The organism is Clostridium sp. (genome assembly GCF_051278035.1).
Lineage (GTDB): Bacteria > Bacillota > Clostridia > Clostridiales > Clostridiaceae > Clostridium_AD.
Map to the genome: position 1 here is coordinate 15,794 of NZ_JBNMNU010000042.1, position 11,726 is coordinate 27,519.

The following is an 11,726-nucleotide window of genomic DNA, read 5'->3' on the forward strand; positions in this document are numbered from 1 at the left end:
ATATTATAATGAAAATCTTAGTAACGTAAAATCTAGCGGAATTACAAGTTGTGTATAATTTCCATTGATACTATACTTTACTATAATATAATTTTTAGGAACTGCCAACACTTTTCTTAGCAATTCTTCAAAGGGTTCCAATGGTAATTGTTGTGTATACCAATTTGAAGAATTGTATTCATACAGTTCACTTTTATTTTCAATATAAAGTACATCTTGCCCTCCAATACATATTCTTTCAATATAATAATTGCTTTCATTGTCGATATTTACAATTACATCTACACATATTGGCTGATTACTTCCAGGCATATATACTATTCTTTGTTTATACTCCTGTAAGTGACTTCTTATAAATCCAAAAGACTTTTGATAATTTGGCTTGTTGGCTAAGTGAATTACTTTATCTAAATAAGCATCTTTAAATTTATTACGTAACTTACCTTTTGAATCGAAGTAAATCTCATATATGATACCATTTAAGATATGAAAAGAGATTTCTGGGCTAAATGCACCTAGCTTGTCTTCTAGTAAATTAATCCAATCAATTGCAGTAAATAATCTTCCGCATGCTGACTGATATATATTTCGACCTAATAAAAAAATTTCGTCCTTTTGAACTGAAGTAAAATCTAGTCTCCTTATTTTTCTAAACGCAATATCTTGAACATCCCAAGTATAGCTTTTTAATCCAATAATGACCTTTTCTAAACTGCTTTCAGCATTGAAGATATACTCGGAATCTGAGAGAGCTTGCTGAGAATAAGATATCAAGAACTGGCCATCTACGTAACTATTGTTGAAGTAGAAGTCACCCATTAATGAGGTGTGTTCCCAAGAAATTTGCTTATTATTTGTTATTGAACTTAGAGTATTCCTGACCCTTTTAAATAGCTCTTCAATTGTTATTCCTTGTGTGTCTATATGAGTTAATAATGAACTTGTGAACGCTCCATTGCTTTCCAAACCATCTGATGCTATTTGTCCAGGAGAAGTAGCAAATGCAATAATAGTTCCTTTTGGAGCATAAACAGGAGCTAATCCTGCTACCGAACCGCCGCGTCCTTGCCACTTTTTTTCAAAAGGATTATTTCTGCATGCATCTAGTATAATAATTTTTGTGCCAATTTTACTCTCCTCAAGAATATCAATTACTTGATTTAGTGGAATAGATGAGTATTTGCAACCTGATTCATCTTCAAAGCTAGTGTCAATTGCAGTTAAATAATTTTCATTTTTGATCTGAATTCCATGCCCAGCAAAAAAGAATAGGCATATCTCATAGTCCTCTAAAATTATTTTTAAATCATCTATCGCTCTATCCATCTCTTCACATTTTGCATTAGTGACTACTATGCATTTAAAACCAAGAGCTATAATTTTTTTTGATAAGTCATCAGCATCATTTTTTGCGTTTTTTAGTACTGATCCTGGATAATTGCTATTACCGAATAAAATAGCTATTTTTTTCATGCTTGTCCCCCTTTTGATTTAATCTCAGTTTAATTGAGTATATTTTAATTATTGCTGATATATTTTTTATTATCTACAACAAATATACATTTGAATTAAAAGCAATAGATATCACTCATATTTCATTATCAAATACAAAAGGATTATTGGTAACACTATTATCAGCAAGCTTCTTTAGTGCATTGAAGATCGAAGAATCTAATGCCTCTGCTAGTCCCTTATTTGTTAAATATTGATGTAAAATATTGTAGGTACATCCTCCTTTAACTATTAGAAAGCTACAAATTTCGTCTATAATAAGGTCATTCTTCACATTTTTTTCAGCCTGTTTCGAATTTTGGATAATATTCATTATTAAATCTTGTAGTTCAGTTTCTGATTTCTGACTTGATTTTATTTCTTCTATAGTAACCGCAACTTCCGCTAGGGTCTTTTCATATATCTCTTTATTTATTTTGTTATTGCTTTGCTCGGGTATATTCATTGTGCCGTATACATCCTTTCTCATATATGTAACTGTTTCCTTCATCATAACAAATGTTCCAGAATATAATTTTTCAAAGAGTAGTTCTAGTTTTTTTACACTAGAATCTATTCTGATAGCTGATTTTTCTGACTCCTTAGATGTTTTATCAGCCATTAAAAAAAACACTATAGATAGGCATATTGCCACGATACCTAATACAATTGAAAACACTTCAACCTGACTCATTGATGTTTCGGTAATATCATATCAATGCCATAACCACATCTCGCTAAAATTCCAGTAATATTTTACTACAATTAAATTAACTTATATGGAAATTATAACATATTATTGATAATTTCGTGTTATTTTTTGTCTAACATGGTAATCAGCCAACTCCACATTTTTAATTTTAATAGGTAGTTGCATATTAATCACAGTTCATAGTTATACTCGCATAATTAATTTTTATCCACGCAACAAAAAATAAGAACACATGAGCGTACACAGTAACATCTGTTTTATACTACACTTTAGAGTTCCAAGGTTTTGGAGCTTTTTATTACTTTTAAGTGGGTTTCATGGTATATTCACGATAAATTATGTAGTTAAAATTATTTATACCTTTTCGTGTATAAATTGGAATATATAGTATACTATATAATAAGAGTGTATTTGAAAGGGTGGGGAATATATGTTATATGGATATGCAAGATGTTCTACAGACAATACTAAGCAGGATATTACAAGGCAGACACGGGAGCTACAGGCACTAGGAGTCGCTACTAATAATATATACCTGGAATATGCTAGTGGCACTAAGACAGACAGAGTAGAGTTTAACAAGCTGTTAGAAAAAGTAGAGCATGGAGATACTATAATAGCAACTGAGGTAAGCAGAATCACACGAAGTACCAAGCAATTGTGTGAAGTTATAGAATTAGCTAAAATCAGAAGAATTAAATTAATATTAGGAAGTTTCATTGTAGATTGCATTAAAGAACTAGATCCAATGACTGAAGGTATGTTAAAGATGATGGGCGTATTTGCAGAGCTAGAGCGAAACATGATAAGCCAAAGAGTTAAGTCAGGTATGGCTAATGCTAAAGCTAAAGGGAAATTAATAGGTAGACCGACAACTACAATAGAAGATGTTCCAGTGGCAGTAGTCAAAGCATATGGCCTATTAAAGAATAGCAAGATAAATAAGAGTGAATGTGCTAGAATGTGCGACATATCAAGGTCCTGTTTGTATAAATACATTAAGATTATAGAAGAAAGTATGGAGTAATGGGTAGACATAAATTGTTGTCTAAGGATATAGAGCTTCAGATCTACGGTCTAGGAATCAAGGTTAAGTTTAAATTCCGTTTTATATCTAAGTTTATTACTATTACTATTGGTTTTTCCACTAATACATCACTTCTATTTAATGCATCGACCTATGTACAGAGGGGTTACCCCCTCTAATGTTTATGGTATCTTTGATATCCTAATTAACTCATAATACTCATCTTCATCTATAGATACTATAGTGCCTTGTACTATGCCTTTACTACGTATCCTTGTAGTACTACTATGATACTTTAACTCATCATAATCTAAAGGCTTTAAGTCCTTTAACTTTCTTATGCTAATTATGTCTTTACCATCTTTAGTGTCATGGTGTCCCTGTTCTATTATACCGAATGCTACAATCTGTTTCTGCTTACCACAGTTATAACCAATAACTAGGTCTCCTGGATTTACTACACTGAAATTACTAGTATGATAGTTATTACTCCTAAATGAGTTTACCCAATCTTATACAGTATTTATCTTCTGACTAGTAGTCCAGTTCCAGTGGTCAGGGTCTGCTATTACAAACCAGTATTTTATACTTGTATCTACTTTTGGTAACATCTAATCCCCCCTATTATTAATCCATTATCCACGTAATTAATATATATGTCTACATCATCATAATCTATTCATATGTGTACTCTAGTATGGCCACTGAATATAAGTTCGGTTATAAGCAAAGTTACAACTGTTTTTAGTGCTAGTGCCTATTACTTATCAAGATCATTGAAGAAAACACTATAAAGTTAGAATTGTACTAAATTTAACTGAAATTTAACTAAAGCAATGGGAGGACAAATAAGTCTTTTCTTTCTTTATATGCTGATAACAGTAGCAGACAAAAGTATTACTATATAAGGAAGTGGCGCAGGATATGGAGTTTTTATAGATAAAGAGGAAAAGAGCTGAATAACTTTTGGTTTCTTCTAATATAGAAATTCAAGGAAAGGACATAATAGTTTTCGTGTTCTTAATGTAGAAAAAAACCCACACAGAGAAGGAGTAAACCCAGTGTCTGTATAAATAAATGATAAAGGGTAAGTCCCTCATATAAAAAAAATCCACAAAAAAAATCTGCGAAAATATTTACAAAACAATATAGGTATGCCATATTATTATGCCATTACTTCTGGTATGCTATAAAAAATAAAGGATATTATGTAATATAACATTTTTAGTAAATGTTAATAATTAGTGGTAAAAATTCATAATAAAAAAAGGGGAATGAAGGAAATGAATGAAGTGAAGGAAATAAAAATTAAAAAACATTTATATTTTATTTATACATGGTTACTTATCATAAGCTTAATTGTAGGTAGATTAGTTTTTGTTAGTATAGAAATATATAATGATTCTGTACCAAAAGTGTCAATAACAGAAGTTGCACCGATAGGGCAATCACCTTCACAAACAGAACCGACTCAGATTGCAGTATATGTTACTGAGTCGGGTAAAAAATATCATACTGAAGGTTGTAGATATTTAAGTAAAAGTAAAATATATATAAATCTAGATGATGCAATAGTAGAAGGCTATGAACCATGTAGTGGTTGTAATCCACCTACGGAATAATTAGTGGGTAAAATAAGGAGGTACATTATGAAAAAAAACGATAATTGTGTTTATTATTTTAATATGTGTATTCGTAGGATATATTGGTATTCATAGGAGTATATATTTTGATGATTATAAAAGAATAGATGTTTTAAACACAGAAATATATAAATTAGAATCAGATATAATAGGTCATAAGGCAGCTATGGAGTTAGTTACAGGGATTCAGAAGATCCAGAATATGTTGAACATAACGCAATTATGAAAAAATGGGGTGGCGGAGATGAAGCTCAACCGTTTTATATCGAGGTGAAAAGAGAATTAAAAAGAGATAATGTAAAGCTCGAAAGGGATATATTAGAATTGGAGTATTTGAAAAATAAAACAAAATATATAAATTAGAAGAGGGTAAGCATACACCTTCTTTTTTAGTGAAAACCTAATATAAGCACTAAATAATGTTATCTAACATATATCTAAAAGTGGAGGACTAAAGCTTGCGTACATATATAGAAAGGGGGGGCTGTGATGGAGAAAAAGTCACGATTAATAAATATTTGTCTCGGTGGTTTTTTAGTTTTTGGTATTATAGTAATTTTTATTGCGGGAGTAATACTTCCTAAAATGAGAGCTAACCAAGTTATTAAAGAAAAAGCAATTGTGGTTGAGACTAAAAGGGTAGAGGATAAGAAAATTGCGGATAAAATTATATCCGATAAGCTAATAGAGGATAAAAGAATAGCAGACAAAGTTATTGAGGATAAAGGAATAGCTTATAAAATTATAGCAGATGAAAAAGCAAGACTTTTAAGAGTAGAGAATGATAGGATAGCCGCAATAAGAATAGAAGAGAAAAGAATTGCAGATAAGAAAAAAGCTAGTGTTGTAACAATAAGATATACCATTGATGGGGAATATATTTCAGCATGTAATTATGAAGATGGATCAACCCTACAATTTAAAGTAGGTCAAAGTCTTAAATTAAAAGGAACTTTATTAAATGGTTCTGCAGAAAGGATTATGTTCATGAATGGAGGAACTGTATTAGGTGGTAATAGCAGTAACACCATAAGAATGTTAGCAGTTGGTGGTGAGAATTTAGTTATTATTCCTGGTGGATATAATTGTGATAGTGCATACACTTTTCATATAGTAGTAAGTGAATAGATACACCAGCTGTTATCTAAGAAAGTAAATGGAGCTACAGAGTAATGAATGGAAATGGAACATAATAGGCATGACAAATTTCTAGAAACTGGCTACGATTTATGAATCAAGGTTGAGTCTATAAATGGTAAATGTTTAAGGGCATACTACACGAATAATGGAAAGTTAGAATGTTATTAAGTTTAACTAAGCAATGGGAGGGCAATCATGCCTATTTAACGTTATGGCGTTTTCTACATGTGTTTTTAAATTTGATTGTTATCTTGAAGAATCAAACCTTCAACCATGAATGAAATGCATGCTATAGAGATGTTTTGAATATATATATATATATAATAATACAAAAAAGGTAGATAAAGCTAGACATGTAATATAAAGAATAGTATTCTATACTAGAAGTTATATTTTAGTTCAATGTTAATTTTATTAATGCCTAATATGCTTCATTAATTAGATTAAAGCATGATATTCTTAGTGGGATAAAATGGGTTAATAAAAAATATAAAGGGGGATTACTAATGAAAAGAACAGCAGAATTTGTATTGGGGTTAATTGGAGGTATTTTTGGTATTATTAGTGGAATTATGGCGTTAATGATGGGAGGTATTGGTACAGCTGTTGGTTCAGGTTCAGGTGGACTTGGAGCATTAGGTACATGGGCAATAATTTTATCGGTATTGGGAATTGTTGGTGCTTGCTTGGTAAGTGGTAAAGCTAAATTAGGTGGCTGGTTTATGTTAATATCAGCTATTGGTGGCACTATATGCGTATCTTTCTTTTATATATTACCAGGTCTACTTTTGCTAATAGGAGGACTTATGTCATTAATAAGAAAAGATAGGTCTACAATAGAGGTAGCTGTTAACAAATAATAGAATGGCAGGAGGATTTATTATTATGAACGCGTTTATAGGTTTATTAGGATTTGCAGGTGGAATAGTTTCGTTAGTTTGGTTAATAGTTAATTTAATTAGGAAGAAAAGTCCTAAGAAAGTATTAATGGTATTTGGAGGAAGTTTGGCGTTATTTATAATTGGAATAATGATGACTCCAAAAAATACATCTTCAACTCCAAAAATATCAAATACTACACCAACAACAGTAACGGAGTCTGCATTGGAAGAACCGGTAGCAGTAGAGCCAGTTGTTGCAGAACCAGTTATGAAAGAAGCATATGCATTAGGAGAAGCTGTTACGGCTTCTGATGGAGCAACATTAGTGATTTCTAATCTAAAGAAATCACAAGGTTCAGATTATGACCGACCTAAAAAAGGAATGGAATTTGTTATGGTTACAGTAATTATTAAAAATACTGGAACAGACATTATATCTTACAATCGCTATGATTATAAAATGCAAAACAGTAAAGGACAGATAACTAATGGAACTTTTTCAATGGTGAATAATGATACTGCATTAGATTCAGGAAGTCTAGCTGTAGGTGGTAGTGTTACTGGAACTTTAGTATATGAACAACCTAAAGATGATAATGCTTTAACTTTAATTTATACAGGGAATATGTTCAAGACTGAAGGAGTTAATATAAAATTAAACTAAGTTTTAAAACATGTTACATAGCATTACTTCATAAATGGAGATTGGGTAAAAAAATTACGATAACAATAAAGAAATAGATTGATATTAATAGTCAACTAAGCTTATGAAGAGGGTAAATAGTACCTTCTTCTTTTTTATGAAATTTTTTAAAAGGTAATGAAAATAAAAGAAACTCACACGGAGAAGGGGTAAAGTGGCGTATATATGAATTAAAGTAGGGATGGAATGACAATAAGAAACTTATATAAAAAATATATTTAAAATATCGTTCAAAATACAAAAAGAATTATTTTATTTTTACAAATATATGTTAATAAAGAGTATAATGGTAATTATTCTAGGTTGGTGACTGGACAATTAATTTTTAATAAAAATACAGTTTGTTTATATAACTAATAGAACGCAGAATCTAAATACGTTCGGAAATCATAGTACAGTTCGATTTGGATGAACTGTGGGGTTGCAATGTGGTATGAAATATATCTGTTTCTACACTTATAGTGAGGAAACTAGGAAGAGGGAGATAATATTGAAAATCATTTCTGTATTTAACAATAAAGGTGGTGTGGGTAAAACAACTTTAACATATCATCTATCGCATAGTCTTTCTGAAATGGGCTTTAAAGTTTTAATGATAGATTTAGATCCTCAATGTAATTTAACAATATGCGGGGTTTCTGACGAAGAATTACTTAATATTTGGGAAAAAGAAGATCCTTTTATAGATGACTTTGAGAGTTCAAAGGTGAATATTGGTGAGCAAGAGTTTAATAAATTAAATAATCAACCAAGATCTATTCATTATTTATTAAAACCCACGGAAGATGGGACTGGTGATTTGAAAGAATTACCACCACCTATTAAAATAGATCCAAATCTATTTTTGATTCCTGGTCGCCTCAGTATGCATAAATATGAGAATAGCATAGCAGAAAGGTGGAATGGATTATATAGCGGAGTACCGTTATCAATTAGGACTGTAACAAAAATAAGAAATTTAGCTGAAGAATATGGAAAAGAGCTTAAATGCGATTTTGTAATTATAGATACCTCACCTAGTTTAGGCATATTAAATAAAATAATAATTTCAACTGTAGATGGATTTTTCATTCCATGTCTACCAGATATGTTTTCTTTGTATGGAGTTAGGAATATAGGAGATTATCTTAGTATTTGGAAGAAGGAATTTGATGCAATATATGGATTAATATCTACTGAAAAGAGAAAAAATTTCCCTGAAAATTTTGTTAGATTTTTAGGATTTACAATTTATAATGCAAAAAGATATAAAAACCCAGATCCTGAACATTTCAACTTGGCACAAGCTCACTATAATTATGTTATAAAAATTCCAGAGTTCATAGAAAAATTCATAAAATTTGAAGTGAGGAACCATTTAACTAATGAAATGATTCATAATCCTATTGGAGGAATGTCGGTAATGCACACACATAATACTTTTCCCAATATGGCTCAAAAATATAAAAATCCAATTTGGAAAGTACCGGATCTTACTACTTTAGAAAGTGAAGATGCTCCAACTATTCACGGGAATTCTCCATACTATAGAGCTTTAAAAATAAAGTATCAAGATTTTGCAAATTCACTTTTAGACAGAATAAAAACTTTAGATTTATAAGAGGTGTACAATGGAAAAGGAAGAGTTAATTAATTCAGCTATTGAAGCTTATAAGGTAAAAAACTTTGAGTTTCAAATGTTTTTAAATGGTATAAAGGACTTTTTTCAATTGCATCCTGAACTTAATACGGAAGGTTTTCCTATCGTACATTCAGTTAAATATAGATTGAAAGATCCTAATCATTTAAAAGATAAAATTTCACGGAAATGGGATGAGGAAAATCCTATTACAGAAAAAAATATTTTTGAAAGAGTAACAGATTTGGCTGGGGTTCGCGTTCTTCATTTATATCAAAATCAATTTCCGCTAATACATCAAAAAATTATAGAAAAAGTAAATTCAAAAGATTGGATTCTTGCAGAGGAACCCAAGGCATATACTTGGGATCCAGAATCTATAGGTTTTTTTAAGGCGTTAGATATTAAATGTGAACAAAAGGAAAGCTATTATACAAGTATTCATTATTTAGTAAAGCCTCAGAAAGGTAGTCCTCTTACATGTGAAATACAAGTAAGAACATTATTTGAAGAAATATGGGCGGAAATTGATCATTCAATTAATTATCCTCATACAACTGATAGCATTCCTTGTAAAGAGCAATTAAGAGTTCTAGCAAAGTTAGTATCAACAGGTACGAGACTTGCAGATTCCATATTTTATTGTTTTGATGATTTTCAAAAAAAATAAATTAAAAAGCTTAGCAATTGTTTTTATTAATAGTGATAGCTAGGATTAAAATCATTTGTATTGAGATAATATTTATTTGATGTTAATGTGAGGAGAGAATGATGTTGAATAAATTTAAGGTTATAGTAGATTTTATACTTTTGAGGTATTAAATGGGTGATTTAGAGAAATATGCGGATGAATCGTTTGCACCTTATAGTTTATAGATAAAAACAACAAAAACAATACTGCACGTAGGGGGAACCCAGTGCAGTATCATTTCCATTAGTTATCAAAACAAAATAAAAGGATATTTAAATTATAGACAAATATTAAAATTGTATTCACCGAATTTATTTTAATAAAGGAATTATTTAACATATGTAGAATATACCTCTTAAGATAAACTAAAGAGGGTGATATATTTGGGTGTGAAGAATAGACTTAAGGAAATTAGGATGAGAGAATATATGTTAAATCAAACTGAGTTTTCGAAAATGATAGGTTATGATTTAAAGACAGTATCTAATTGGGAAAGAGGTATAAGCACTCCAACACTAGAAAGAGGAATTGATGTTTCTAATAAATTGAATAAGAAAGTTAATGATATTTGGTACCTTGAATGAGGTGCCATTTATTTTTTTTCTAAAAAACTTAAAATATAAGTAAAATTTACTATGGACAAGCAACTTTTCGTGAATCATTACATATAATGTTATTAGGTAGTAAGGAAAAGAGCAATAAACAGGAGGTACAAAATGCCTAAGTTAGACATAAGTTTTAAGCAAACTTCAAAAGATATGAAATTATATTCAAAAGTAATGGCAGAAGAGGAAAAGTCCGACTTTGTTAAAAGAGCTATTGAGATTTATATAAAATACTTAGAGGGAGGGTGTAATGCCAAGTCCCAGTAATTTTGATTTAAAACTGTTAGAGCTGTTACCAAAAGATATTGATGGTTTTGTAAAATTCGCGCTAATATGCGTGGTAGTTTTAATTTCAGTTAAAATTTATATTAAACGGAGGTATATGTAATGTTAAATACAACTTTACTTTTTAAATTAGGGGCTATGGGACTAATAGTAGTAGTTATAGAGCAGATACTAGTAGGAGCTAAAAAACAGGACATAGCAACCATAATTAATTTTGCAGCAGTTATTATGATAGTTGGAGTTGTTGCTGGATTAATGTCTAATTTGTTCAATAATATAAGAGTTTTATTTCAATTATAGGAGGTTTAAATATGAAAAAATTACATTCTATTACTTATAAAATATTTATATATACGGTTATGCTGGCTATGTCGCTAGTTGTAGCTAGTGGGTTAATGTAGGGGGCTATATTATGTATTGGGAACTCGCAACGGTCACAGGATGCCTATATGGTATATCAAAACTATACAACTTTGAGGATAAAAAAATAAAAAATAACTTTAGAGAAATAGTAGAAAAAGCCGGATTATTTAATAACAGACATCAGAGTTTAAGGGTAAGAAAAATTACTGATTTAGCATATGGGCACAGGCTTAAAATTGGCGTTCCTTATGGCTTGGGACTAGAAGATGTAGAAAAGCTAAGGGACATATTATTAACCAACACAGGGTCAATGGATATAGAGTTCAGGAGGCTAGATAATAAGAGCATGATAGAAATTATGTTTATTACAAAACCCATAGAAAATATTAAATACGAACCTAAGAAATTAAATCCCCACGAGATTTACGTGGGGTATACTTACTCAAAAAGCGTGATTGTAGATTTAAATAAATTTCCGCATGTGCTAATAGGGGGGGACACTGGCACAGGTAAAAGCAGATTGTTATTAGCGGTGCTAACTAATTTAATTTATAATTCAAATGTTTA

At 30.4% G+C, this 11,726-nt stretch carries 13 protein-coding genes; 11 read left to right on the top strand and 2 right to left on the bottom strand.

Annotation, left to right across the window (positions count from 1 at the left end):
* Positions 1-3: 3 nt before the first annotated feature.
* Together ACJAX4_RS08410 and ACJAX4_RS08415 are read right to left on the bottom strand one after the other, a co-directional pair.
* The gene (locus tag ACJAX4_RS08410) at positions 4-1,473 is read right to left on the bottom strand and encodes a caspase family protein (RefSeq protein ID WP_435789012.1); all 1,470 of its coding nucleotides are present in this window, start codon (positions 1,471-1,473) and stop codon (positions 4-6) included.
* Between the two features lie 115 nt (positions 1,474-1,588).
* The gene (locus ACJAX4_RS08415; RefSeq protein ID WP_435789013.1) at positions 1,589-2,170 is read right to left on the bottom strand and encodes a hypothetical protein; all 582 of its coding nucleotides are present in this window, start codon (positions 2,168-2,170) and stop codon (positions 1,589-1,591) included.
* 463 nt (positions 2,171-2,633) lie between these two features.
* On the opposite strand from ACJAX4_RS08415, the gene ACJAX4_RS08420 reads away from it, so the two are divergent.
* From ACJAX4_RS08420 to ACJAX4_RS08470, 11 genes are all read left to right on the top strand, one after another.
* On the top strand, positions 2,634-3,230 hold the full coding sequence (locus ACJAX4_RS08420) for a recombinase family protein (protein WP_435789014.1): 597 nt from the start codon (positions 2,634-2,636) through the stop codon (positions 3,228-3,230).
* Positions 3,231-4,513: 1,283 nt separating this feature from the next.
* Positions 4,514-4,852 carry a hypothetical protein gene (locus ACJAX4_RS08425; RefSeq protein ID WP_435789015.1) on the top strand — a complete coding sequence of 113 codons (339 nt, stop codon included), beginning with the start codon at positions 4,514-4,516 and terminating at the stop codon, positions 4,850-4,852.
* A 510-nt stretch (positions 4,853-5,362) separates the two neighbouring features.
* Positions 5,363-6,001: a hypothetical protein gene (locus ACJAX4_RS08430; protein WP_435789016.1), complete on the top strand. Its 639-nt coding sequence runs from the start codon at positions 5,363-5,365 to the stop codon at positions 5,999-6,001.
* Positions 6,002-6,519: 518 nt separating this feature from the next.
* Positions 6,520-6,873 (top strand): DUF4064 domain-containing protein, encoded by a 354-nt coding sequence (locus ACJAX4_RS08435; RefSeq protein WP_435789017.1) that lies wholly within the window; start codon positions 6,520-6,522, stop codon positions 6,871-6,873.
* Between the two features lie 25 nt (positions 6,874-6,898).
* Complete coding sequence (locus ACJAX4_RS08440) at positions 6,899-7,558, top strand: DUF4352 domain-containing protein (protein ID WP_435789018.1); 660 nt, start codon at positions 6,899-6,901, stop codon at positions 7,556-7,558.
* A 529-nt stretch (positions 7,559-8,087) separates the two neighbouring features.
* Positions 8,088-9,197, top strand: a complete 1,110-nt coding sequence (locus ACJAX4_RS08445) for a ParA family protein (protein ID WP_435789019.1) — start codon at positions 8,088-8,090, stop codon at positions 9,195-9,197.
* A gap of 10 nt (positions 9,198-9,207) precedes the next feature.
* A complete protein-coding gene (locus tag ACJAX4_RS08450; protein ID WP_435789020.1) occupies positions 9,208-9,885 on the top strand; it encodes a hypothetical protein in 678 nt (225 codons plus the stop codon).
* 404 nt (positions 9,886-10,289) lie between these two features.
* The gene (locus ACJAX4_RS08455; RefSeq protein ID WP_435789021.1) at positions 10,290-10,490 is read left to right on the top strand and encodes a helix-turn-helix transcriptional regulator; all 201 of its coding nucleotides are present in this window, start codon (positions 10,290-10,292) and stop codon (positions 10,488-10,490) included.
* A 132-nt stretch (positions 10,491-10,622) separates the two neighbouring features.
* Positions 10,623-10,778, top strand: a complete 156-nt coding sequence (locus ACJAX4_RS08460) for a hypothetical protein (RefSeq protein WP_435789022.1) — start codon at positions 10,623-10,625, stop codon at positions 10,776-10,778.
* A 120-nt stretch (positions 10,779-10,898) separates the two neighbouring features.
* Positions 10,899-11,096: a SpoIIIAC/SpoIIIAD family protein gene (locus tag ACJAX4_RS08465; RefSeq protein WP_435789023.1), complete on the top strand. Its 198-nt coding sequence runs from the start codon at positions 10,899-10,901 to the stop codon at positions 11,094-11,096.
* Between the two features lie 112 nt (positions 11,097-11,208).
* Positions 11,209-11,726: FtsK/SpoIIIE domain-containing protein (locus ACJAX4_RS08470; protein ID WP_435789024.1), on the top strand; the 518-nt coding region annotated here is incomplete at its 3' end.

Coding starts and splice junctions, on each gene's coding strand:
- ACJAX4_RS08440 (WP_435789018.1), top strand. CDS start 6,899: ATGAACGCGTTTATAGGTTTATTAGGATTTGCAGGTGGAATAGTTTCG.
- ACJAX4_RS08460 (WP_435789022.1), top strand. CDS start 10,623: ATGCCTAAGTTAGACATAAGTTTTAAGCAAACTTCAAAAGATATGAAA.
- ACJAX4_RS08465 (WP_435789023.1), top strand. CDS start 10,899: ATGTTAAATACAACTTTACTTTTTAAATTAGGGGCTATGGGACTAATA.
- ACJAX4_RS08450 (WP_435789020.1), top strand. CDS start 9,208: ATGGAAAAGGAAGAGTTAATTAATTCAGCTATTGAAGCTTATAAGGTA.
- ACJAX4_RS08430 (WP_435789016.1), top strand. CDS start 5,363: ATGGAGAAAAAGTCACGATTAATAAATATTTGTCTCGGTGGTTTTTTA.
- ACJAX4_RS08425 (WP_435789015.1), top strand. CDS start 4,514: ATGAATGAAGTGAAGGAAATAAAAATTAAAAAACATTTATATTTTATT.
- ACJAX4_RS08420 (WP_435789014.1), top strand. CDS start 2,634: ATGTTATATGGATATGCAAGATGTTCTACAGACAATACTAAGCAGGAT.
- ACJAX4_RS08435 (WP_435789017.1), top strand. CDS start 6,520: ATGAAAAGAACAGCAGAATTTGTATTGGGGTTAATTGGAGGTATTTTT.
- ACJAX4_RS08410 (WP_435789012.1), bottom strand. CDS start 1,473: ATGAAAAAAATAGCTATTTTATTCGGTAATAGCAATTATCCAGGATCA.